Origin of the sequence: Polycladomyces subterraneus (genome assembly GCF_030433435.1) — a bacterium.
In the GTDB taxonomy this organism is placed as follows: domain Bacteria; phylum Bacillota; class Bacilli; order Thermoactinomycetales; family JIR-001; genus Polycladomyces; species Polycladomyces subterraneus.
Genome location: NZ_JANRHH010000020.1, coordinates 31,087 through 54,212 on the forward strand (window position 1 = coordinate 31,087; position 23,126 = coordinate 54,212).

Consider the following 23,126-nt stretch of genomic DNA (forward strand, 5'->3'; position numbering starts at 1 on the left):
TCTGCTTCATCAGAGAAAAGGGTTAAGAGAGGAGAAAACATACGTGAAAGCAGTCATTATGGCCGGAGGAAAAGGAACCCGGTTGCGTCCGTTGACGAGTCGTTTGCCCAAACCGATGGTGCCACTCCTGAACAAACCCTGTATGGAATATATCATTGAATTGCTCAAACGATATGGTATCACTGAAATAGCAGTCACGGTTCAATATTTGCCCCAGGTGATCCAACGTTATTTCGGCGATGGTTCAGAGTATGGGGTGCAACTCCATTATTATGAAGAAACCTTGCCGCTGGGGACGGCCGGCAGTGTAAAAAATGCCGCTGACTTTTTGGATGATACGTTTATTGTTATCAGCGGAGATGCACTGACGGATTTCAATCTGGATCAAGCCATTTCCTTTCATCAAAAAAAGGGTGGGCTGGGTACCCTTGTCTTGCATCAAGTAGACAATCCGCTGGAGTTTGGCGTGGTGATGACCGACGAAACAGGTCAGATCATCCGATTTTTGGAGAAGCCGAGTTGGAGAGAGGTTTTCAGCGATACCGTCAATACCGGGATTTATGTCTTGGAGCCGGAAATTTTGTCCTTTTTTGAACACGGTCAGGTCTTTGATTTCAGCAAGGACTTGTTTCCCATGGTGATGGAAAGGGGGCACGCCCTATACGGCTACGTGGCGGAAGGGTATTGGTCGGATATCGGCAATTTGGCTCAATATCGCAAAACCCAACTGGATATGCTGGCGGGGCGGGTTCAGGTTCAAATTCCCGGCAAAGAGGTACAACCGGGGATTTGGATGGGGGAAGGATGTCAGGTAGCTCCCACCGCCAAGCTGGAGGCGCCGGTATTTGTCGGTGATGGCAGTGTCATTGAATCCAATGCTCAGGTTGGTCCTTATACTGTCATCGGAAAGTACAACCGAGTGGGAAAAAGTGCGGAAGTGGTACGGTCTGTCGTATGGAACCGGACGCAGATCGATCAAGCTGTCGTGATGAGAGATGCGTCCGTAACACATGATGTCCGAATTGGGGCAGGTGCTCAGTTGGCGGAGGATGTGGTGGTGGGAGAAAAAAGCCGGATCGGTGAAAAAGCCTGGTTGCGGAGCGGAGTGAAGGTATGGCCGGAGAAACAGGTGGCACCCGCTGCAATTCTAAATTCCTCTCTGATCTGGGAATCTGAGGTTCGGGCTTCCTTGTTTGGTTCGGATGGCGTGAGCGGAATTGCCAATGTGGAAATGACGCCGGAAAAAGTAACGAAAATCATCACCGCTTATGCTTCGTTATTAAAGCCGAGGAGCCACGTACTTTTGGCGTGGGACGGGGATCCTTACGCCGAGATATTGGCCCGCGGGGTGACGGCAAGCTTGTTGGCCTCAGGCCATTGTGTAAAGGATGTGGGATGTGTCCCTGCCCCTGTAGCCCGTTACGGAGTGGGGAGGTTAGGTTGTGTAGGAGGTATTTACCTCCATCGGCGTGGTTTGGGGACGGAAGAACGGATGGTGCTTCAGTTTTTTGATGCCGATGGACTCCCACTCGATAAGGGATGGGAGCGGAAAATTGAGAATGCATGGATACAAGAAGAAGCCTCGCGTCCAGCTCCAGAAGGTTATGGTACATTGGAGACACATTCCCGTTTGGTTGAGCTATACCAGAGTGAAGCATTGCAAAGCATCGACACTGCTGCCATCCGGAAACGCGGTTTAAAAGTGGTATTCCATGCTGCCAATCCAATGTTGTTCTCGGTAGTACATCCAATGTTAACTGCATTGGGATGCCGTGTGGTTACGGTAATTGGCGGTGACGGTCAGCTTCAGCAAGAAGTAAAAGACAACCAGGCCGATCTGGGGATTCACATAGAAGGAGACGGGCAAAACTTTGTTCTGTATACGGGAGAAGGAACTCCTCTTTCGCAGGCAGCAACCATGCTGCTGCAGATGATGGCTGCCATCGCCCGTCAATCGAAGATTCCAGTTCCGGTAAACACCCCTTCGGCATGGGAACAGTGGTTGGAACAAATGGGCGTACAAACAGTTCGCACCACAACCTCACCGCGCTCCCTGTTGGCGGTGGGTCAAAAGCAAAGTCTACAAGTCTTCTACGATGCTGTCTATACATTGGTTACGTTACTGGAAGTTTGCGCGGTAAAGGAGAAATCGCTGCAACAGCTTCTGGATGAATTGCCTCCCGTTTATTTGCTCAAGGAACAAGTTTCTTGTCCTGTAACAGCCAAAGGTAAAGTCATGCGCCGACTGATGGAGGAAATAAAGGAACAGCCACTGGAGCTGATCGATGGAATCAAAGTATTGATGGAAAACGGCTGGGCCTTGATTCTACCTGATGAGAATCAGGCACATTTTCAAGTGATGGCACAAGGGAACACGGAACAGGACGCTCAAGATCTTATCACAATGTATAAAGACAAGATTTCGTCTTTTAAATAGTGAGCGGAAAAACTTACCTTTCGGGTTGGGGTGAGCGAGCATCGGACGTGGGAGGTCTTCGGCCCTCTCCCATTATTGGTACAATCAAGCCATGGAGTGAAAAAAACTAAAAACTACTATGAAGGAGAAAATTGATTAAACTAAACAGAGATAGGATGGGACGGAGACACCGTGGATGATGTGGGTTTGTCACGTCAGATGAAGCGAGAAGCCCACGGCGACCAAAGGGAGTGCCGTGTGGAGCAAGTCACCAAAGCGAGGTCGCTGATCCTCAACAGCGGCCTTTTCTTTTTACATAGTTGGAATGGGTAACTTGGCTGTGACAGGTTTTCATTGGGGGACGTAATATTAAGTAAACGGTTTCATCTTATGAAGCCATGTCCATAATGGAGGGGGAAGAGAGGTGTCCAAGTTGAAACGATTGCATCAAGTACTCGATACCATGCGGCTGCCCAATGGCGCCTACATTGCCAGCCCTTCCGATGATTACTCCTATGTGTGGATCCGGGATGTAGGGTATACAGTGTTACCCTATTTAACTACCACTTGTGATCGCTACGAGAAAGCCATGCATGCTCTGCTGGATCTTTTTCGGAGATATGAATGGAAAATTAATATTCATACGCGGCACAAGCCTGTTCATCTTTATGAATATATTCATGCCAGGTACGACAAGGATTTGACGGAAATCAAAGAGCCTTGGGGTCATGCTCAAAATGATGCCATCGGTTTGTTTATATGGAATATAGCACAAGGGATACGTCACAGAAAGGCCATCTTGCGGGATGAAAAAGATCGTGAGATCTTACAGAAGTTGGTTTGGTATTTAGCCTGTGTCGAATATTGGGATCACCCGGATAACGGCATGTGGGAAGAAAATATGGAGGTGCATGCCTCCAGTGTCGGAGCGGTCGTGGCTGGATTACAAGCGATTCGCCTGTTAGTCGATGTCCCGGAGGACCTGATCCGGAAGGGTCAGCAAACGTTGTCCTTGATGTTGCCAAGGGAAAGCGTCACCAAGGAAACAGATCTGGCGCTTCTTTCCCTCATCTACCCGTATCAAGTGGTAGAAAGGGGGATGGCACAGCGTATCTTGAAAAATGTGACATCCAAGTTGGAACGGACGTATGGGTGCATCCGATATGAAGGAGACCAGTACTACAACCACGGTAAAGAGGCTGAGTGGTGTTTTGGTTTTCCGTGGCTGGGGTTGTGTCATGCGGTTCTAGGTAACCGGCAGCAAGCGCAAGAATACTGGCAAAAGACGTTGAATCTGTTGCCGGATGACGGGCGCATGCCGGAGCTGTACATCGGTGGGACCAACCGACCCAACGGAAACACTCCCTTGGCCTGGGCGGTGGCGATGGTCTTGTTGCTGAAGCAGCATGTGTCAGCTGTAGGGGAGGAATCCTCAGAAGCAGCAGCGGGTTGAGCCGAGGTGATGTTCATAATGGTTAATATGAACAGAGGATGTATAATCAAGACAAAAAACCTACCATTACAAGGCAGGTTTTTTGTCTTGAACCGCAATTGATGCATTCTTGTAATGCTACCCTCAGAATGCAACGAAGGTCAAGCCACACGAGTGAAAGGTTTTCGGATTATCGTGTTGAAAGAGGACAAAATCACTATACTAAAATACTCGTTACTCGAACATTTTCAATCTCAAAACTCTCATTCGCTAGGTCTTCATTGGTGGTTGCGGCTAGCAACTCTACTTTTAACCCCAGTTCATCGGATTGAACAAAATGTAATTTTGTCTCTCCCATGTCATACGTCGCCATTCTCTCACCTCCTGAAAGGCTTGGAAATATCGCTCTTATATACTTCCACGCTTCTTCAGAAAATTGACAACGAACAACTGCTTCTTTTATCCCCGTAATCCCATTCTTCTCTGCATTCGGCTTCATGAAATATTTTCTCATGAAATCATACTTCTCTTGGCTATCCATCTCCAAAAAGAAAATCTGAAGATCGGTCCCCGGAATTGGTGGTGTATAGACACAACGAAATGGCAGTGACTTCTTCAATAGTCCAAATAACATCTTAAACGTAATCCGCTCTGGAGCACTGGCTTTAACGCCTCTTTTTAGTAATTCATTTTTCAACGAATCAAGTTGATCCGTCATTAAGCACAAGCCGAAGATCCCTCGTAAACCTCGGTTATACTTCTCAACCCACTCTTTGCGCCAACCACCACCGTCTTTGGTTTTCAGCCAAACCAACTCTAAGTATTGGTCTCCAATCCAAATATTTGCTACCTGAAATCCTTTGGTCCTCTTACCGGAGGTCGGATTGAAAGGAAAGCCTATTGGCTCTATTTTGCCTTTCAGAGATTCTAATTTTGTTTGATCTTGTTCGATATGTACTACAAAGTGATCCAAACGTATCATATTGTCACTCCTTTCATATTTGACGATTTTCTTTTTCGGGTATATGTTCTTTCCTTATACTCAATGGTTCGATCAGACGCAGCATCTAGGAATAAGAGGAACATTAGTATCGGACTAATTTCCCGAATGAACCACGATTGCCATCGTCTCCATATCCGCCAATACCTTTTCTACCAGCCCCCGGAGTGAGGGGCTAATTTTCATGCTGCTGGGCACCCGCTTTGTCGTACACCCTAGTAAGGCAATTTGACGATAAAAGTCGTCCCCTGACCCGGGGAGCTTTCGACTTCAATTGTTCCGTTATGGGCCAACACGAATTCCTTGGCGATCGCGAGACCCAGCCCCATCCCACCGCTGTTGCGTGTACGCGCTTCATCCGTCCGATAAAACCGGTCAAAAAGGAAGGGGAGATGTTCGGGTTCGATGCCGATTCCGGTGTCGGTAATCGTAATTCGCAGGAAACCGCTCTCTTCATTCCGTGCCGTTTCCTCCTCAACCGTAATGCTCACGTTTCCGCCCGAGGGGGTATAGCGGACGGAATTGACGAGCAAGTTGAGGAGAACTTGTGTCATTCGGTTCGGGTCTACATTGACTGTGGCCATGTCAGTAGAGCAAGTAAGTGTGATCTCAATACCTTTCCGCTCGGCGTCGGGGGTGATTCGATCAATGATCCGACGCAGCAGTGCAGGAATATGAGTCGGTTTTCGTTCGAGTGGCAGCTTTTTCGCCTCAGCGAGCGATAATTGGTGAAGGTCGTCGACGAGTCGGGTTAAGCGGATCAGTTCATCCTGAAGCGGTAGCAAGCTCTCTGGTTCGATGGGACGGCCGCCCTGCTGAACAAGATCTAGTTTGCCTCGAATGATCGTTAACGGTGTTCTCAGTTCATGAGCGACATCTGCCACCAGATTTCTCCGAACATTCTCGGCGCGCTGCAGCTGTTTGGACATCTCATTGAACGCTTTCGCGACTTTTCCGTATTCATCCTTGGTTACGACAGGAGCCTGAATCCCGAATTCACCTTTCCCTAATCGATCGATAGCGGGAATCAGCAGCCTGAGCGGTGCCGTCAACCGCTTGGATAACCCATAGGCGATCAGCAGAGAGAGCAGGGCGAAAACAGTTGCGTCTGCAAACAACAGGAACGTCACCGAATCGAGTATCCCGATCCGCAATTTGGAAATGCAGGCAACTTCCGGGTCGTAATAATACAAGAACGCGATCGTTTCTCCGGCCATCCGCACGCTGCTCCGAATGCCAAACATCGTAACCGTTTGATAGCTGGCATCTCCGGCAACATACAGTCGTTTTTTTTCCGGGGACAATAACACGAAACTGGCACTCTGATGGCTGTTCCAAAATTGTTTGCTCACATGGACTTGCTGTACACCGTCCCAAGAGCCGTTGTTTTTTTCGTAGTAGCTGGCAAAAAGGTTGGACAACTCCTCTATTTCTTTTCTTCTGGTTGTCTCCACCATCAATTCAAGTGAATCCCTCACAACGATCTGCGTCACGAAGGCATATATCAAACCCATCGCCACAATAAATGATGCCATGGTAACAAACAGCTTGCGACTGACACTCATAACCGGTCACCAAACCGGTAGCCGAATCCGTAGACGGTTTGTATGTAGATGGGGTTAGACGGATCGTCTTCGATTTTTTTACGGATACGGCTGATATGGGCATCCACCGTCCGCTCGTCATTCAGAATACCGTCTTCCAGCGTCTCCAAAAGCTGCAGTCGGCTGTAACCACACCTGGCTTCGCGGCCAATGTGAGCAGGAGTTTGAACTCTGTTGGTGTAAGCGGAATTTCTTGCCCGCGTTTCCATACACGGCACTGTGATTCCGAAATCAAAAGTTCACCGCGCTGTATCTGATGCTCAGCAATTTCCTGCCCTTCTATACGGCGTAACACGGAGCGGATTCGGGCAGCCAGTTCCCGTAAAGAAAAAGGTTTCGTGATGTAGTCGTCCGCACCCATTTCCAATCCAATGATTTTGTCGGTTTCTTCCGTTCTTGCCGTCACCATAATAATGCCGATAGCACTATGGAATTGTTGCGCTGCAAAACGATGCTTTTCAAACGACCAGTGTATCCCTCATATCGGCGTCTCTATTCAATATTTTGGCCATGACCATGATGATATGTGTGACTTATTTTAAACCTTTTGGGAAGATAAAAAAGAATCGGTAGACGTGAATGGGTAACCCTTAGTAGGAGCAATAAAACCCAAAAACGTCTTCGATGGTGAAGACGTTTTTGGGTTTTGATGTCACAACAAGGTTAGTAGCCCCCGCCGACTCTGGTTTGGCTCGATCAAGCTGGTTGAGCCGAAGTCATTCTCTGTCCGGCTCTTACTGCTTTAAATTGCTTTCTATATAAAATCACAAATTTCACCATGGTTACAACTACAAATACGGTGAAATAAGACAGTAAGATCTTACCGTCTTCCCACATAAAGGAATAATCTCCCGACGAAATGACCGCTTTAAATCCTGAAACGGCATAGGTCATCGGTAAATAATCATGGGCTGTGCGGAAGAAGTCCGGCAACAATTCTGCCGGGAATGTTCCAGCACTTGAAGTAAGTTGCAAGACCATGGTGGCAATGGCGATAAATTTACCAAGTGGCCCCACCAAAGACACAATGCAAAAGACGAGAGACATAAAGGTAATGCTGGTCAATATGGTAAAGAGGAGGAAATAGGGAACATTTTTCACATGAATGTCCAATCCCCACAAAATGATGGCGTCTACCACCAAAGATTGTATGATCACAACTAAAACGATCGGGATATACTTGCTGATAAACCAAGTAAGCCCATTTCTCGGTTGACCGAACGGGGTGGGGAACGGATAAATCGCCGATAGCATCAGTCCCCCCACAAACAAAGCCAGGGATAAGAAATAAGGTGTCATGGCTGTCCCGTAGTTCGGCACGGGCGCTTGTTCTTTGGATGATAGATGGACCGGTTCGGCAAACATGTCATACTTGCTTTGATTCCCATTGACTTCACCGGATTCTTTCGCGGCGTTTCGCAATTTGGACGCCAGCTCGCCTGTTGCCTTGCCCATTTTGTCGAGTCCTTGCTCGATTCCGCCAGAACCGCCAGCCAATTTACCAAGGCCGTCTGTCATTTTTCCGGAACCGTCTGCCAGCTTTCCGATTCCTGTCGAGAGCGAACCACTACCGTACGCAATCTTGGATGCGCCAGACTGAGCCTCACCCAGCTTGGAATTAAAGGTGAAAAATCCTTGAGCAAATTGCTGTTCACCTGCCAGCAACTGATTCGCTCCAGCCGCCAATTGGCTTTGCGCTTGTCTCAATTGCTCAAACCCGGACGCTAATTTTGCTTGTCCTGTAGCCACTTTCTCTGCCCCAGCCGCCAGTTGGGTCGCCCCCTGCGACAGCTCCCCAGATTTATCCGAAAGAACTGATGCAGTGCCGGCGACGGTTTTAACCGATTGCTCTGCTTGTGCATGATGGCTTTCAAGCTGGTTGAATAGTTGATTCAATCGTGCTTTTTGGCTGTCTGAAACATTGGGGTCATTCTCAATCTCTTGGACTTGTTGCCTTAAGCTCGCAATATCCTGTGTCTCAGTCTGAGCCTGGGAAACGGCGACATCGGCCCGCTCACTCAGTTGTCCGAGCCCAGCTCGCAATTGCTCAGATCCATTCGCCAATTGCTGTGAACCATTTTGCACTTGGACTGAACCGGAAGTTAATTTACCTATATTGTTGCTGATTTCATCCATCCCGGCCAATGAGCGGTTCAGCCCGTCACTAAGCTGACTGGTTCCATTTTGCAGTTGCAGGGCCGCGTTTGAGAGTCGGTCACCACCGTTTTTTAATTGTCCCAGTCCCGTCGAGAGCTGCTCTGCACCTTGCTGGAGTTGATTTGAACCTGACAACGCGCTGGACAGGCCTTGTTCAAACAAAATGGAATTGGCCGCGGCCTTTTTTAATCCTTCATGCAGTTTTGCCGCTCCGGCCTCTGCCTTCCATGATCCGTTACGCAACTTGGATGCGCCATCGCTCGCTTTGGCGTAACCGTTCGACAATTCCTTCAACACATCAAACATGCTTTCCGCATATGTTTCGATCAGCGCGGTTGATACCTCTTGCTTGATTTTTTCCGTTGCCGTCTGACCAATCTGTTTGGCGATAAAGTTATGGCTATCGTTTACGATATATTCCAGCTTGAGATGCTGGGGATGCTCGTCCATCAATGTACCGGCGTTCTTTGAAAAATCTTGGGGGATTCGGATGATCATATAGTATTTCCAATCCTTCAGCCCCTCCTGCGCGACCTTGTCACTTACAAACTTCCAGTCAAATGTGCGTTTGTCCCGCAACTTATCGACCAAGTCTTTGCCTAAGTGCAATTTCTTACCATGAACGGTTGCACCTTTATCAAGATTGACGACCGCAACGGGCAATTGATCCAAACGCCCGTATGGATCTTGGAACGCTCCGATAAACGACCCGCCATATAATAAAGGAATAAATAATACAAGTATCAGTGCGATGAGAAGTTTTTTATTATGAACGATCGTCGTGAACTCTTTACTTAAGAGCTTCCAAGTATTCATCGATTTCACCCTCTCTCCATTCTTTAAGACCGTGATGCGCGGTTTTCCTCATTTTGCTCATCGCCATTTTTGCGATATAGATGAATAAGCGTTATATTTGAAAGAGAATTTAACTTACATATTACCGCATCATATTGATTGGACGTCCGACCAATAACACGCATTATAACACACATCTACGGTTTATTACAATAAAAGGAGGGTGGGCGGGTTTTGAACAAAGAACACCAAACTGCTGTGCGCCAACACATTCTGGAATCCACCTTTCGTTGTTTGGCGGAAAATGGATCTTCTTCTTTATCTGTCCGCAAAATTGCTCAAGAAGCAGACATCACCTTAAGTCTTGTGCATTATTATTTTCCCAATAAAGAAGAGTTGTTAGTTGCCGCAGCTTCGTATACCTTGGAAAAACAATTGGCCTCCATTCGAGAGGAGCTTCATTCAATCGCAACTGTTACAGATCGAATCAAAAAAATCATGTCCATCGTTCGTGAACAATTTACGGATACACCTTGGCGCAAAGTTTATTTTGACCTATTGTCCATGGCCTCATGGTCTCCCCGCATGGCGCAGGAAGTAAAAAAAATGCAAGATGATTTGATCGAACGCATCGTCAATCTCTGTACCAACAGTTTCACCGATCGTATGGTAAAGCGGGCATTTGTCAGGACTCTGTTAGCTATTTTGAATGGTTTGGCCCTTCAGGTGTTAAATGGCGCTCCTGAAGAAGAAATCAAAACCGCTTTTGGCATGGCCGAACGTGCGATACTATCCCTGCTTCCTCAATCCGATTGATCAGGCTATTCCAGAAAATCGACGAGCCCGGATGGAAGAAACATTCACTGAGAAAAAGCCGATCCCGCAAAGGGGATCGGCTTTGTACCCTAATATTGATGGAGTCGCTCCACAGTCGTGCGATCCAGCTTTTTCACCAGCGCGGTCAGCAATTGGACCAGTTGTTCCAAGTCGTCTTCATGAATGATGGAAGTATGGCTGTGGATATACCGTGACGGAATTCCTACGGAAATCGTCGGTACACCTTGATTGTGCAAATGAATGCGGCCGGCATCGGTGGCGCCGCGATCGATGCTCTCATACTGCAATGGGATATCCAGCTCTTTTGCTGTGTCCCTGAGTAGTTGGAGCAAGCCGCGGTGTGCGATATGTAGCGCATCGTAGATGACAACCAGCGGCCCCTTACCCAGATGGCAGGGAGCCTCATCAGGTGAGGTGCCCGGTGTGTCTCCGCCCAACCCCACATCGATCACGATGGCGACGTCCGGGTCCACCACGGCTGCGGAAGTTCCGGCACCGCGAATGCCCACTTCCTCCATGACCGTTCCCACCGCATACAGAGTGCCTGGTAAATCCTTTTGATCCAACCTGCGCATCACTTCCACGGCGACCGCGCAACCCATTCGGTTGTCCATCGCTTTGGCCAGCCAATATTTCGGATTGGCCATCACTGTGAACGGCGAGTGGGGGACGATCGGATCACCAGGGCGGACCCCCATGGCTTCGGCTTCTTTCCGGTCTGCCACGCCGATGTCGATAAACAAATCCTTGATCTCAACCGCTTCCTTTCGTTTGGCAGGCGGGAGCGAATGGGGAGGTTGGGAGCCGATGACACCCAACAATGTACCCTGATGAGTCCGAACTTCTACGCGTTGGGCCGGTAACACTTGGCTCCACCATCCGCCCAACGGTTGAAACTTCAAATACCCCTCATCGGTGATCCTGGTCACCATCCAACCCACTTCATCCAAATGTCCGGCCAACATCACTCGCGGTCGATCCTGCGTACCCCGTTTTTCGGCAATCAGAGAACCGAGATTGTCGGTGGTGATGTGATCAGCATGGGTTTCAACCCATTTCCGCATCACATCGCGCACCGGTTGCTCGTAACCTGATGGACCAAAAGCTTCCGTCAGTTCCTTCAACATGGATTTCAATGATGTTTGCATCTTCGGGTTCTCCTTTATTCAGATTGGCATCATCAATATATGCGTCGACATTCGGCACAAGGACTCCACTGTTGATGGTGATGACGATTCCATCATATCCTGTTATAAACGGATGGACAACCGCAGCTTACTAACGACTGGCTTCTACAGGGCGCCATTGTTGGATCACCGAGCGGATGTCGTCGACCTTCTTCCAATACGCTTCCATCGTCGACCGGCCTTTTGGTGTAATCCGAATGGTGGTTTGCGGAATTTTTTTGCGAATGAAGTGTTTATCCACTTCGATCAGGCCCGCTTCTTCCAATTTGGACAGGTGGCACGACAGGTTTCCTTTTGTCAGCCCGGTCAGTTCCTGCAAAAACAGGAACTCGGCTATGGTACAGGCATACAAGGCGGACATGATAGCCAGCCGAGCCGGTTCGTGTACGGTTTTGTCCAAACGTGCCAGTTCTTTGAAGGGCATCACGGGCGATCACCTCTTACGGATTGGAAAATCTTACTTTCATCATATAAGACAGATCAATTCATTTCAACAACCGGTTTATATTACAAACCACAAATAAAAAACAATCGGGCTGAAAGCCCGTGATTTCCCATACTTTGATATAATCAAAACGGACGCATACTCAATCGACAAAACGAATCCGATCCAGTTGTTGTCGGAGCTGTCCGCGGATCGATTCCAAATAAGCCTGGCGAAGTTGGGCTTGTTCGCGCTTTTCCTCCTGGGTTAAGCCTTCGTTTTTTTGTTTACGAGCCAATTCGTTGATGCGTTGAATCATTTCTTTGGTAATCACGACTCTCACTCCTCTTTACACACTTTATCGAAAGTCGCGATGGATGGCAACCCGTAAGAAGGAACCCGTGTAAATAGAGAAAGGATGATGATCAATATGGTTCAATGGGAACTGTTTCGAGAACTGACACAAACACCTGCAGCTCCCGGTTTTGAACAGGACTTGCGCCGGATGATACGCAAACACTTGGAACCCCTAGCCGATGAGCTGGTACATGACCGGTTGGGCAGCTTGTTCGGCGTCAAGCGGGGTGACGAGGAACACCCCCGAGTGATGGTGGCTGGACATATGGATGAGGTAGCCATGATGATTACGCGCATTACCGAAGACGGCTTTCTCAAATTCCAGCCGTTGGGTGGATGGTGGAGCCAAGTGTTGCTGGCGCAACGAGTGGAGGTCATCAATGATAGAGGAGAGCGAATCCCCGGCGTGATCGGTTCGGTGCCTCCTCATCTTTTGGATGCGGATGCACGTAAAAAGCCTGTAGACATCCAGAAAATGTTTATCGACATTGGTGCACGAGACAAGGATGAAGTGGAATCACTGGGCATTCAACCCGGAGATGCAGCCGTTCCTGTTTGTCCTTATGTGGAAATGGCCACCGGCAGACGGATCATGACCAAAGCATGGGATAATCGCTTTGGTTGCGGGATGGCGATCGAGCTGTTGCGGGAACTGAAAGGCACTTCCCACCCCAATACCGTTTATGCGGGGGCCACCGTTCTAGAAGAGGTGGGCGCCCGCGGAGCGAAAACATCTGCCCAGATGATCGAACCGGATGTGTTTTTTGCCGTGGACGCCGGTCCGGCCGGGGATACGCCTGGTGTTCGCGACGGATTCGGAAAGCTCGGCAAAGGGGTGGTCATCCGCATTTTTGACCGGACGATGGTCACGCTGCCCGGGATGAGAGAGTTTTTGTTGGATACGGCAGAGTCAGAAGGGATTCCGTACCAGTTTTTCGTCTCTCAAGGGGGAACGGATGCCGGTCAGGCGCACCTGACAGGAAAAGGCGTGCCCTCCGCTGCGGTGGGCATCGTTGCCCGTTACATCCATTCCCATGCGTCCGTGGTGGATAAAGAGGATGTGGAAGCAGCCATACAATTTTTGGTAGCCCTCATCAAACGTCTCGACAAGTCTGCGTTGGAGTCGATTCGTGGGTTTTAACAACGATAGATCCGATTCACTCCTTACAATCCAAAAAAAGGCTACAGGGATTTGGCAATCTCTGGAGAACCCTAAAGTAACCCCCGTTGCTGTTTCGGATTGTCCGGAAAGGAGATGGATCGGTTGTCGTTGATCTATGTGTTGTTAGTTTCGCTGGGGATGACGATCGTGTTGTCCCCGATGGTCATTCCCATCCTTCGCCGTTTGAAATTCGGCCAAAGCATTCGGGAAGAAGGACCACAGGGACACTTGAAAAAGGCGGGAACCCCAACCATGGGCGGCGTGATCTTTCTCACGTCGATTGTGCTGACCGTCATCCCGTTCGGTCAGCATTGGTTGAAGAAACTGGTCAACGCCGACGTGTTTTTTCTGATATTCGGCACCTTGGGTTACGGCATTTTGGGGTTTCTGGACGATTACATTAAAGTGGTGATGAAACGCAATTTGGGGTTGACCGCTCGACAAAAGTTATTGGGTCAGCTTTTCATTGGATTGGTGTTGTTTTGGGTACTTTTAGAAGTGCGTGTATTTCACCCCAACACGATCGGGTACATATTTTCTGTTGGCGTACCGGGGACGGACTGGGTCATCCACTTAAACTGGCTGTATCTGCCGTTGTTGTTGCTTATCATGATCGCCACTTCCAACGCTGTGAATCTGACGGACGGCCTGGACGGATTGTTGGCGGGGACTGCTGTGGCGGCTTACACCGCTTATGCTGTGATCGGTTGGGTGCAAAGCAATCTGTCCGTCGTACTGTTTTCAGTGGCCGTGATCGGGGCGTTGCTCGGATTTTTGGTGTTTAATGCACACCCGGCCAAAGTGTTTATGGGAGACACGGGCTCATTGGCTCTGGGAGGCGGATTGGCGGCATTGTCCGTCATCACCAAAACGGAACTGCTGTTACCTATCATCGGTGCGGTTTTTGTGGCGGAAGCCTTGTCCGTTATATTGCAAGTGATATCGTTCAAATGGCGGGGCAAGCGCATTTTCCGCATGAGTCCGTTACACCATCATTTTGAACTTTGCGGTTGGTCCGAATGGAAGGTGGTGGTCGTTTTCTGGATAGCTGGATGGTTGTTCGCGGTGGTGGGGGTGTATCTGGAGGTGTTCGTCAGATAAATGTTGTACCACCTGGATATCGGATCTGGCCTGTCGATTCTGATGCTGCACGGATTCGGTCTGGATCACCGATCGATGATGGGATATATGGAGCCACTGTTTCAGAAACGGAACGGTTGGCGCAGAATCTATGCGGATTTGCCGGGAATGGGGAGAACGGGAGAGCTGAACGGGATCGAAAGTGCGGATGACCTGTTGGGCGCGATTTTGTCGTTGGTCGATGACATTATCGGAGATCAATCTTTCCTGATTGTAGGAGAGTCCTACGGAGGATATCTGGCACGGGGTGTTTTGGCCAAACGGATCTCCCAAGTGGCCGGAATGCTCCTTGTGTGCCCTGTTGTTGAACCAGACAAAAGCAAACGAAACCTGCCAGAGCGCACCGTCTTGTTTCGCGACGAACGATTTGTAGCCACATTGACTGACAAGGAGAAGGAGACATGGGAGTCCATTGCCGTGATTCAGGATCGAAGAAATTGGGAGATGATGAAACGAGAGCTCCTTCCAGGTGAGGAATTATCCCGTTCGCACACCCGTTTTTTGGCCAAGATCAAACGGAAATACGCTTTCACATTCAACCCGGACTTGTTGGAATCCCCTTTCCATCACCCAGTGCTGATCGTAACTGGCCGCCAAGACCACATTACCGGTTTCCACGATGCGTGGTCCCTGATGAAAATGTATCCGCGAGCCAGTTTTGCTGTGCTCGACGGTGCAGGCCACTATTTGGCTATTGAGCAGCGAGAGACGTTGCGTGCACTGGTCGGAGATTGGTTGGATCGGGTGATGAAATCCAAACCGATTTGAATGATAAACCGAAAATGATGGAAACATGTTTACCATAAAGAATGTTACCATTTGACCATCCTTCACAATGAACCCCCAATGATCTGAATATCATTGGGGGGTTAAGTAGAAGAGGTTAATGTTTGGCAGAAACTGACGGTCCTCGTTTTCCATGTGCAAGCACAAAGGTAAGGAGCAACGCCAACAATAGCATCGTGCCGATCATGGAAATGACGCCGTCCCATCCGAATCGGCTCCAAAAGAGACCGCCGCTAGTACCTATCACACTGGAACCAAGATAGTAGAAGAGCAGATACAACGACATCGCTTGCGTTTTGTATCGATGCGCCTGTTTTCCCACCCAACTGCTCACAACCGAGTGGCTGCCAAAGAAACCGAACGTGAATAAGGCTACACCGATGATTTTCACCACCAAATGTTGGTTGATGGTTACGACGGCTCCCAACAACATGATGCCAATCCCGTACCACAATACAGTGGAGCGCCGGAAACGGTCAGCCAATCGCCCCATCCACGCGGAGCTGAACGTGCCGACCAGATAGACGATAAAGATCAAACCGACACTCGATTGGCTCAAATCATAGGGTGGCGCCATCAATGGATAACCAATGTAGTTGTATAGGGTAACAAAACCGCCCATCAGCAAAAATCCGATACCATATAGACAGATAAGTGCAGGATCTTTTAAGTTACGCAACAACGACGACCACAGTCGACGCCAAGTGGTCCGTTTTGGAGAAAAATGGTGCGAATCCGGCAAGTTGTGCCAAAACCACAAACTGATCAGAAAACCGATCACACCCATGACGCCCAGTGCCACATGCCAGGAAAATTTTTCTGTCAGCCAGCCTACCACCAGACGACCACTCAACCCCCCCAATGCACTGCCACCGACATAGATGCCCATCACACGACCCATGTATTTGGGGTGAAACTCCTCATTCACATAGACCATGGCGATCGCAGGGAAACCGGCAAGTACGATCCCCTGTAACGCACGAATCACCAATAACAGCGAAAAGCTGGGGCTGAATGCGGCCAGGATCGACAAGACCGCGGCGAGCATCAGCGAAATCGTCATGATGGGTTTGCGCCCTTTCGATTCCGATACCATGGAGATGATCAGCATACACAAGGCAAGAGTACCGGTCGTCAGTGACAATGACAGGCTGGCCGATGCTGGTGAGACGTGAAACTGTTTCGCCAACAGTGGAATCAATGGCTGCGTACTGTATAGCGATGCGAATGTCACAAAGCTACCCAAAAACAGTGCGGTAATCGCCTTTCCATAGACGTTGCTTCCTCTTTCGATATAATCATCCACTGCATGTCATCCCTTCCAACGACTCGAATTCACGACCGGATTCACTGTATCATCTTACGCTTGACAGCTCATATTGTCCAATTTATTATTTGCATGAGTTTCATGCGTTTTGGTTATGGGATGGAGGGGATGTACATGGAGTGGCAACAGCTGGAATACTTTCAGATGGTTGCACGGATGCAGCATTTTACCCGTGCCGCAAAAAAGCTTGCCATTTCTCAACCGGCGCTGAGCCGCTCGATCGCTCGGTTGGAAGAGGAATTGGGTGTGCCGCTGTTTGAAAGATCGGGACGTTCCATTCGCCTCAATCGTTATGGAGAGATGTTTTTGGAGCAAGCGGATGCCGCCCTCGATCTGATTAACGAAGGTGTGCAAAAACTGCGGGATATGGTGGACCCTGAGCGCGGTACGGTGTCGCTGGCGTTCCTGCATACTTTGGGAACCCATTTGGTGCCCGACTTATTGGGCTCGTTTCGAAAGGAACACCCACACATTCAGTTCCAATTGTTCCAGGATGCCTCTTCCGTTCTGTTTGAGCGATTAAAGGCAGGGGAATTGGATTTGTGTCTCTCGTCCGGACCCGTCAAAATGTCGGATGTTGTGTGGGAAGAATTGTTTCGGGATGAGTTGTACGTGATTGTTCCCGAACACCATCCCTTGGCAGATCGGGACGAAATCAACCTGTGGGAAATTGCGGACGAACCGTTTATCTCCCTGAAAAAGGGATACGGTTTGCGCGCATTGACCGATCGATTGTGCCGACAAGCTGGATTTACGCCGAATATTACGTTTGAGGGAGAAGAGGTGACCACTGTGGCCGGTCTGGTTTCGGCTGGTTTGGGGGTGGCGCTCATCCCGGAAACTGGAGGGGAAGATATGCGACAAATCCGGCGATTACATGTAAGATCTCCCCATTGTCAGCGTGCGATCGGCATCGCATGGGTGGAAGGGAGGTACCTGTCTCCGGCGGCGAAGTTATTTCGTCAGTTTGTGTTGGACTATTTTCGATGAAGGATGGTTGAGCAAGAGAGCTGAAAGCCACCTTGCCCAACAAAGCCTTGGGTGTCATTTCTGTGGTATCATCACTTTGACAGCCAAATCTTCCCGGATGATACTTGCCGTAAGATCCCGCGTAACAAACGTCAACGGCTCACCTTTCTTCCAGGCCGGGAACTCGGCGACAAATGAGTAGGTGTCCGGGTTTTCTACTTAGGAGAATCGCAATGTTTGATATTTTCTTGTGTGGTCTTTCAGTTCCAGCTCATGATAATACTGGAACAGATCATTACTCAAAGACTGATAGTGAACAACCGTTTTGTCCGGTAAAAATTCCACGCAGTTGATACGCAATTTGCCTTTCCTTGTGAGAGAAGAATCGGCTTTTGCGGGGTCGGCACATTGTCCATCACCTCCAGATGGGGAATGGGTAGCTTCACGTTTCGATAGTCCCAACTAATAGTTTTCAGGACCACGTAACGGGGAATTCGTTTGAACGGCAAAAAAGTTTCTTTCGATCGAAATCTGTTGTCCGCTGCCATGCGCCATTTCCAAACTCTGAATCACCCTGCCGTGATCATCCGTCATGATATGTTCCGTCGGGAAGAAGGGATTACTTCGAAAATCTTTCAACGGCTTATGGACGTTGAAGTTTCGGTAAAAGTGATTTTTGATACTTGTACCGTCATCTCTTTGGCGATTGAGATGCATTGACCGTAAACTCTTTCGGATGGGAAGTGAGTTGAACCGGAAAAGCCAATTGCCACGTTTTGTGGCGGTCCTTTTTGTTGGTCAAAACCAAGTTGATCGTGAAGGATTTCAACCCCTTATCGGGAGTGGCGTGCAATATCCCTTGAAAGGTTCGTGAGTCCAATGAACCGCCCGTGAGTGCAGTCCCTCTCAATTTCCCGTTCACTTGGATCTCCATCTCCGGCAATTGCCTCATATCAATCTTATCTTGGAAGCGATACATAAACCCGACAGATAAACGGTTGCCGTCATATAACACTTCTGTCACCTTGAAAGTATCACCGCCGATCTGAATCTCTTTGTTCACAGGAGAGGTTAAGCCTTATTGATCCGCCGTCTTCAGCCCGTAATCTCCGACCGTTTCAAAGACCGTCCCGATCAATGGGATCCGCTTTTATTGCTTGAGCCATCGTGGAGGAAACAAACCCAGCTGCGATCGTTCCTCCTATCAAAAATCGCTTCTACTCCCGATGTGATCATTGAAAACGCTGTGCATTAATTATTAATCAATTTAAAATAAGCAGAACGGATTGACAATTGGAATCAATTATTCTACAATACCAGTACGTACTGGTATCAATCAGGGAGTGATCGTTCATGCAACCTCTACTCTTCACCACAGAGATGCCGCAACATGCTCGAGACAAGATCCTGTTTGCAGCTCTACAGCTCTTTACTTCCAAAGGGTTTCAGGAAACGTCCATCTTGGAAGTGGTGGAGACGGCCCGGGTCTCAAAAACTACCTTTTACAACTTTTTCCGAAACAAAGAGGATCTCCTCGTCCGCCTATTCGAGCAGCTGGCAGAGGAGATCCTGGATGAGGTAAAACGGGCTGTCCGGGAGGAGAAACAGGCCACCTACAAAGGGTTTGCCGGAATTCGTCGATACCTCCAACTGTGCACGGAACGAGATTCCGTCGCCCGTCTGTTGTTGATCACATCCGCCGGTGTGAGCGGGGAAATTGAGGCTGTGAGACGAAAGGCACATGCCCGCTTTGCTCGCCTGTTTCAACAGACGGCACGGGAGGTCATGCCGCAGAGGGTATCGGAAGCGGAAATCCAGGTGGTGTCCAAGGCGATGGTTGGGGCGATCAATGAAGTGGTGATCCAGCGGGTGGCCGATGGATCGGAAGAAATGGACATCGATCATCTGGCCAGGCTGCTGAATCGGATTGTGGTGAGCTCCTTCACGAATCTGACCGAGGGGCGTCCTATCACGTTGAGGTAATCGGCTTTTCCCTGATGCATACCGGTACGCATGAGAATCCGAAAGGAGGCGAAGCCGTGTTTACCCGGCAGAAACTGCAGTCTTCCCTGTGCTTTCAGCTTTCTCCTGAAGAGGAAGAGTTGCGCAAGTGGGCACACGGATTTGCGGAAAAAGAGATTCGTCCGGTAGCGGCGGAGTACGACGAGAAGGAAGAATTTCCTATGGAGGTGTTCAAAAAGGCGGCTAAAGCCGGTCTTACCAGTTTTGCCTGCCCCGAAGAATACGGTGGCGGCGGGTTGACCAGTGTCATGGCGGCTTGCCTCATTAATGAGGAGTTGTTCTGGGGGTGTGCTGGGATCGCCACTTCTATTTCGGCGATCGGGCTCGCAGGTCTCCCTATCTACTACATGGGGACCGAAGAGCAAAAGAAAAAGTGGCTCCCCTATCTCTGTGATCCGGAAAACCCCCGTCTGGGCGCCATGGCGCTGACGGAGCCAGGAGCCGGCTCTGATGTGAAGGCGATCCAGACTAGGGCGGTATTGGACGGGGACGAGTGGGTCCTCAACGGACGCAAATGCTTTATCACCAACGGTGGAATTGCCGATCTTTACGTGGTGTTCGCCAAAACCGACCCGGATGCGGGTTATCACGGGGTGTCCGCATTCATCGTACCCGGAGATACGCCGGGGCTGTCGGGAGGCAAGAAGGAGCGCAAGATGGGGATCCGCGCTTCCCACACTGGCGATGTCATCCTAGAGGATGTCAGGGTACCCAGGGAAAACCTGCTCGGTGAGGAAAACATGGCCTTTTTCGGGGCGATGAAAATGCTGGAGTACTCCCGTCCGGCAGTGGCCGCCGCAGCGGTCGGCGTAGCCCGGGCTGCATATGAGTATGCATTGGAGTATGCCAAGCAGCGGGTGCAGTTCGGTCGGCCGATCATCAAAAACCAAGCCATTTCCTTTATGTTGGCGGAGATGAAAACCAAGATCGATGCTGCTCGGTTGCTGACGTGGCGAGCGGCGGACCTGGCTGACCGTGGAGAATCCTGCGCAGTGGAGGGGAGCATGGCCAAAGCTTTTGCGGCGGAGACGGCCATGGAGGTGACCACCAACGCGGTGCAAATCTTGGGTGGTTACGGTTACATGCGGGATTATCCGGTGGAAAAATGGATGCGGGATGCCAAGATTCTGTCCATCTATGAAGGGACAACTCAAATTCAGAAAAAAGTGATTGCTGCTGGATTATAAATATTCCAAATCATAGGAAATAAAAGATAAGGAGGAATTCATCATGAGTAATCGTTACAGTGCCGACATGAAAACTGCCGAGGTGTTTCAGGAAATTGAAAGACGGATCAATGAGAATCCCAAACCTGTTGAAGGGATTGAAAGCGTTTACCAGTTTGAGCTGAGTGGGGATGACGGAGCCACTTACCAGCTGCACCTGTCCAACGGTACCGCCAAAGTGGTAGAGGGGGAAGCGGCCTCCGCCGATTGTACGTTACAAATGGACGCCAAGGATTTCAAAGACATGCTGCTGGGAAATCTGAACGGCACGGCGGCATTTATGACCGGAAAACTGAAGGTCAAAGGCGATATGAGCAAGGCGATCAAGCTGCAGTCCATCCTCAGTAAATACGAAGTCTGACAATTGGCCGGGGTGAGGGAGAGGCCGTACGAGGCTCATGATGGGAGGCCGATGTCCATGAAACCGAAAAATCTGCTGGACATGGTGCGGCGAACGGTGAACAGCTACCCGGACAAACCTGCTTTGATGTACAAATCCAACGGTGTATACAGAGGAATCACCTACCGACAACTGTGGGAACAGGTACGGGATACGGCCGCGGGGCTGGTCCGTTTCGGATTGCGTAGCGGAGACAAAGTGGCCCTCATCTCCGAGAATCATCCCTTTTGGCCTGTGACGGATCTGGCCGTAGCCAGCTTGGGAGGGGTAAGCGTGCCGGTGTATCCGACGCTGCCCCCCGATCAAGTGGCTTTTATCCTGAAGAACGCGGATTGCCGGATGGCCGTGGTGGAGGACGAACATCAGCTGGAAAAAGTCCGGGAAGGCGGAGTGGAACTGACGAATATTGTGGTGATGAAACCGGGTCCGAGCTTCACCGGGGAGAAAGGTATTCTCTCATTTGATGCCTTACTGAAGGAAGGCGCCGCACATCCTCTGGAGAATTGGGAAGAAGAGTGGAAGAAGATCGACCGCGACCATCTGGTAACAATTATCCACACCTCCGGTACGACCGGCCGACCCAAAGGTGTAATGCTCACTCACGGCAATTTTTTGGCCAACATGGAGGGGATTCATTTCTGGTGCCTCGAAGTGCTTCCGGATGACGTTTTCCTCTCCTATTTGCCCTTGTCTCACGTCTTTGAGCGGTTAGCGGGACAATTCGTTCCTCTTTCCGTGGGTGCGACGATCGCTTATGCGGAAAGCACCGACACCATTCAAGAGAACTTGCTGGAAGTCAAACCCACAGTGATGACAAGTGTGCCCCGTTTGTTTGAAAAGGTGTATGCCCGAGTACAAGAACAGGTCGATGCAGGGACGCCTTTGCGACGCAAGATTTTCGATTGGGCAGTCCGGGTGGGGATGGAGCGGTATGAATACTATCTGCGCACTCCGATCGACGAGCTCCTGTTGGGGGGCGGCTTGCCTCCCAAATTGAAACTGCGTTGGAAGATTGCCGACCGTCTCGTCTACCGCAAGGTGAAAGAGCGTCTCGGCGGTCGGATCAGGGGGATGGTCTCAGGAGGAGCGCCGCTGAACCCGGAGATCGCCCAATTCTTCTGGGCGATCAACCTACCGGTATTGGAAGGGTATGGTATGACGGAGACAGCTCCGGTGATCGCGACCAATCCGATGGTTCGAACGAAGATTGGTACGGTAGGAAAACCGCTGCCCAACGTGGAGATACGCATCGCTGACGATGGGGAAGTGCTGGTCAGGGGGCCCAACGTGATGCAGGGATACTATAAAAACCCGGAAGCCACCAAGGAACAGATTCGGGACGGATGGTTGCACACGGGGGATCTGGGAGAACTGGACGAGGATGGGTACCTGAAAATCATCGATCGCAAGAAAAACCTGATCATCCTGTCCACCGGAAAAAACCTCGCTCCTCAACCCATCGAAAACGCTATCAACAATAGTCCCTACATCGCCCAGTCCGTCCTAATCGGCCACGGACGCAAATACGTAATCGCCTTGGTGGTGCCCGATTTTGAGAATTTGGAGCCCTGGGCCCAGAAACAAGGATGGTCCACTGAACCTCGGGAGTCGTTGGTTCGCCGTACCGAGGTGCAACAATTGCTGCAAAGAGAGGTGCAACGGCTGACTGCCGGTTTTGCCGCCTACGAGCAGCCGAAAAAGGTACTCGTGGCTGAAAAGGAATGGACGATCGAAGGCGGTGAACTCACCCCGACTCTGAAGGTGCGGGTGAAGGAAATCGAGAAGCGCTACCGGGAACTCATCGAGCGAGCTTACGCTGAAGAAACGCCGTCGAAAACCGAAAGGCCCAAGGTAGGCGTTTGAATGATTGACCATTCATTCAGCA

At 49.9% G+C, this 23,126-nt stretch carries 20 protein-coding genes and 1 pseudogene; 12 read left to right on the forward strand and 9 right to left on the reverse strand.

Features of this window, described 5'->3' with window-relative positions; all coding sequences use genetic code 11:
• Positions 1–43 precede the first annotated feature (43 nt).
• The gene (locus NWF35_RS04510; protein WP_301237884.1) at positions 44–2,437 is read left to right on the forward strand and encodes a sugar phosphate nucleotidyltransferase; all 2,394 of its coding nucleotides are present in this window, start codon (positions 44–46) and stop codon (positions 2,435–2,437) included.
• Positions 2,438–2,879: 442 nt separating this feature from the next.
• On the forward strand, positions 2,880–3,869 hold the full coding sequence (locus tag NWF35_RS04515; protein WP_301237939.1) for a glycoside hydrolase family 15 protein: 990 nt from the start codon (positions 2,880–2,882) through the stop codon (positions 3,867–3,869).
• 196 nt (positions 3,870–4,065) lie between these two features.
• Here NWF35_RS04515 and NWF35_RS04520 read toward each other — a convergent pair whose 3' ends face one another.
• The 4 genes and pseudogenes from NWF35_RS04520 to NWF35_RS04535 all read right to left on the reverse strand — a co-directional run bounded on the left by NWF35_RS04520 (position 4,066) and on the right by NWF35_RS04535 (position 9,425).
• Positions 4,066–4,830: a VOC family protein gene (locus NWF35_RS04520; protein WP_301237885.1), complete on the reverse strand. Its 765-nt coding sequence runs from the start codon at positions 4,828–4,830 to the stop codon at positions 4,066–4,068.
• 233 nt (positions 4,831–5,063) lie between these two features.
• Complete coding sequence (locus NWF35_RS04525; RefSeq protein WP_301237886.1) at positions 5,064–6,413, reverse strand: sensor histidine kinase; 1,350 nt, start codon at positions 6,411–6,413, stop codon at positions 5,064–5,066.
• Positions 6,410–6,879: pseudogene (locus NWF35_RS04530) on the reverse strand (winged helix-turn-helix domain-containing protein); the annotation flags it as partial. The pseudogene NWF35_RS04530 and the gene NWF35_RS04525, both read right to left, overlap by 4 nt.
• 269 nt (positions 6,880–7,148) lie before the next feature.
• Positions 7,149–9,425, reverse strand: a complete 2,277-nt coding sequence (locus NWF35_RS04535; RefSeq protein ID WP_301237887.1) for a YhgE/Pip domain-containing protein — start codon at positions 9,423–9,425, stop codon at positions 7,149–7,151.
• 213 nt (positions 9,426–9,638) lie between these two features.
• On the opposite strand from NWF35_RS04535, the gene NWF35_RS04540 reads away from it, so the two are divergent.
• The gene (locus tag NWF35_RS04540) at positions 9,639–10,220 is read left to right on the forward strand and encodes a TetR/AcrR family transcriptional regulator (RefSeq protein ID WP_301237888.1); all 582 of its coding nucleotides are present in this window, start codon (positions 9,639–9,641) and stop codon (positions 10,218–10,220) included.
• Between the two features lie 89 nt (positions 10,221–10,309).
• Here NWF35_RS04540 and NWF35_RS04545 read toward each other — a convergent pair whose 3' ends face one another.
• From NWF35_RS04545 to NWF35_RS04555, 3 genes are all read right to left on the reverse strand, one after another.
• The gene (locus tag NWF35_RS04545) at positions 10,310–11,389 is read right to left on the reverse strand and encodes a M42 family metallopeptidase (protein WP_301237890.1); all 1,080 of its coding nucleotides are present in this window, start codon (positions 11,387–11,389) and stop codon (positions 10,310–10,312) included.
• Positions 11,390–11,519: 130 nt separating this feature from the next.
• Positions 11,520–11,852 carry a transcriptional regulator gene (locus tag NWF35_RS04550; protein ID WP_301237891.1) on the reverse strand — a complete coding sequence of 111 codons (333 nt, stop codon included), beginning with the start codon at positions 11,850–11,852 and terminating at the stop codon, positions 11,520–11,522.
• Positions 11,853–12,015: 163 nt separating this feature from the next.
• Positions 12,016–12,171 carry a DUF896 domain-containing protein gene (locus NWF35_RS04555; protein WP_301237940.1) on the reverse strand — a complete coding sequence of 52 codons (156 nt, stop codon included), beginning with the start codon at positions 12,169–12,171 and terminating at the stop codon, positions 12,016–12,018.
• Between the two features lie 102 nt (positions 12,172–12,273).
• Between NWF35_RS04555 and NWF35_RS04560 the strand changes: the two genes are divergently transcribed.
• The 3 genes from NWF35_RS04560 (at position 12,274) to NWF35_RS04570 (ending at position 15,279) form a co-directional block, all read left to right on the forward strand.
• On the forward strand, positions 12,274–13,350 hold the full coding sequence (locus NWF35_RS04560) for a M42 family metallopeptidase (RefSeq protein WP_301237892.1): 1,077 nt from the start codon (positions 12,274–12,276) through the stop codon (positions 13,348–13,350).
• A 114-nt stretch (positions 13,351–13,464) separates the two neighbouring features.
• Complete coding sequence (gene mraY / locus NWF35_RS04565) at positions 13,465–14,472, forward strand: phospho-N-acetylmuramoyl-pentapeptide-transferase (RefSeq protein ID WP_301237893.1); 1,008 nt, start codon at positions 13,465–13,467, stop codon at positions 14,470–14,472.
• Complete coding sequence (locus NWF35_RS04570; RefSeq protein WP_301237894.1) at positions 14,473–15,279, forward strand: alpha/beta fold hydrolase; 807 nt, start codon at positions 14,473–14,475, stop codon at positions 15,277–15,279.
• A 115-nt stretch (positions 15,280–15,394) separates the two neighbouring features.
• Here NWF35_RS04570 and NWF35_RS04575 read toward each other — a convergent pair whose 3' ends face one another.
• Positions 15,395–16,603 (reverse strand): MFS transporter, encoded by a 1,209-nt coding sequence (locus tag NWF35_RS04575; protein ID WP_301237895.1) that lies wholly within the window; start codon positions 16,601–16,603, stop codon positions 15,395–15,397.
• Positions 16,604–16,738: 135 nt separating this feature from the next.
• Here NWF35_RS04575 and NWF35_RS04580 point away from each other — a divergent pair, with 135 nt between their 5' ends.
• Positions 16,739–17,614: a LysR family transcriptional regulator gene (locus NWF35_RS04580; protein WP_301237896.1), complete on the forward strand. Its 876-nt coding sequence runs from the start codon at positions 16,739–16,741 to the stop codon at positions 17,612–17,614.
• A gap of 477 nt (positions 17,615–18,091) precedes the next feature.
• Positions 18,092–18,313: a hypothetical protein gene (locus NWF35_RS04585; protein ID WP_301237897.1), complete on the forward strand. Its 222-nt coding sequence runs from the start codon at positions 18,092–18,094 to the stop codon at positions 18,311–18,313.
• Here NWF35_RS04585 and NWF35_RS04590 read toward each other — a convergent pair.
• Positions 18,285–18,656 carry a DUF4179 domain-containing protein gene (locus tag NWF35_RS04590; RefSeq protein ID WP_301237898.1) on the reverse strand — a complete coding sequence of 124 codons (372 nt, stop codon included), beginning with the start codon at positions 18,654–18,656 and terminating at the stop codon, positions 18,285–18,287. The genes NWF35_RS04585 and NWF35_RS04590 overlap by 29 nt on opposite strands.
• A 290-nt stretch (positions 18,657–18,946) precedes the next feature.
• Between NWF35_RS04590 and NWF35_RS04595 the strand changes: the two genes are divergently transcribed.
• The 4 genes from NWF35_RS04595 to NWF35_RS04610 all read left to right on the forward strand — a co-directional run bounded on the left by NWF35_RS04595 (position 18,947) and on the right by NWF35_RS04610 (position 23,104).
• The gene (locus tag NWF35_RS04595; RefSeq protein WP_301237899.1) at positions 18,947–19,576 is read left to right on the forward strand and encodes a TetR/AcrR family transcriptional regulator; all 630 of its coding nucleotides are present in this window, start codon (positions 18,947–18,949) and stop codon (positions 19,574–19,576) included.
• Positions 19,577–19,662: 86 nt separating this feature from the next.
• On the forward strand, positions 19,663–20,802 hold the full coding sequence (locus NWF35_RS04600; protein ID WP_301237941.1) for an acyl-CoA dehydrogenase family protein: 1,140 nt from the start codon (positions 19,663–19,665) through the stop codon (positions 20,800–20,802).
• Between the two features lie 43 nt (positions 20,803–20,845).
• Positions 20,846–21,202, forward strand: coding sequence for an SCP2 sterol-binding domain-containing protein (locus NWF35_RS04605; protein WP_301237900.1), 357 nt, complete (start codon positions 20,846–20,848; stop codon positions 21,200–21,202).
• 57 nt (positions 21,203–21,259) lie between these two features.
• Positions 21,260–23,104, forward strand: a complete 1,845-nt coding sequence (locus NWF35_RS04610; protein ID WP_301237902.1) for an AMP-dependent synthetase/ligase — start codon at positions 21,260–21,262, stop codon at positions 23,102–23,104.
• Positions 23,105–23,126: the final 22 nt, after the last annotated feature.

Excerpts from the sequence above, each read along its gene's own strand:
- NWF35_RS04515 (WP_301237939.1), top strand. The coding sequence starts at position 2,880 with ATGCGGCTGCCCAATGGCGCCTACATTGCCAGCCCTTCCGATGATTAC.
- NWF35_RS04520 (WP_301237885.1), bottom strand. The coding sequence starts at position 4,830 with ATGATACGTTTGGATCACTTTGTAGTACATATCGAACAAGATCAAACA.
- NWF35_RS04525 (WP_301237886.1), bottom strand. The coding sequence starts at position 6,413 with ATGAGTGTCAGTCGCAAGCTGTTTGTTACCATGGCATCATTTATTGTG.
- NWF35_RS04535 (WP_301237887.1), bottom strand. The coding sequence starts at position 9,425 with ATGAATACTTGGAAGCTCTTAAGTAAAGAGTTCACGACGATCGTTCAT.
- NWF35_RS04545 (WP_301237890.1), bottom strand. The coding sequence starts at position 11,389 with ATGCAAACATCATTGAAATCCATGTTGAAGGAACTGACGGAAGCTTTT.
- NWF35_RS04550 (WP_301237891.1), bottom strand. The coding sequence starts at position 11,852 with ATGCCCTTCAAAGAACTGGCACGTTTGGACAAAACCGTACACGAACCG.
- NWF35_RS04555 (WP_301237940.1), bottom strand. The coding sequence starts at position 12,171 with ATGATTCAACGCATCAACGAATTGGCTCGTAAACAAAAAAACGAAGGC.
- NWF35_RS04560 (WP_301237892.1), top strand. The coding sequence starts at position 12,274 with ATGATCAATATGGTTCAATGGGAACTGTTTCGAGAACTGACACAAACA.
- mraY (WP_301237893.1), top strand. The coding sequence starts at position 13,465 with ATGGATCGGTTGTCGTTGATCTATGTGTTGTTAGTTTCGCTGGGGATG.
- NWF35_RS04570 (WP_301237894.1), top strand. The coding sequence starts at position 14,473 with ATGTTGTACCACCTGGATATCGGATCTGGCCTGTCGATTCTGATGCTG.
- NWF35_RS04580 (WP_301237896.1), top strand. The coding sequence starts at position 16,739 with ATGGAGTGGCAACAGCTGGAATACTTTCAGATGGTTGCACGGATGCAG.
- NWF35_RS04595 (WP_301237899.1), top strand. The coding sequence starts at position 18,947 with ATGCAACCTCTACTCTTCACCACAGAGATGCCGCAACATGCTCGAGAC.
- NWF35_RS04605 (WP_301237900.1), top strand. The coding sequence starts at position 20,846 with ATGAGTAATCGTTACAGTGCCGACATGAAAACTGCCGAGGTGTTTCAG.
- NWF35_RS04610 (WP_301237902.1), top strand. The coding sequence starts at position 21,260 with ATGAAACCGAAAAATCTGCTGGACATGGTGCGGCGAACGGTGAACAGC.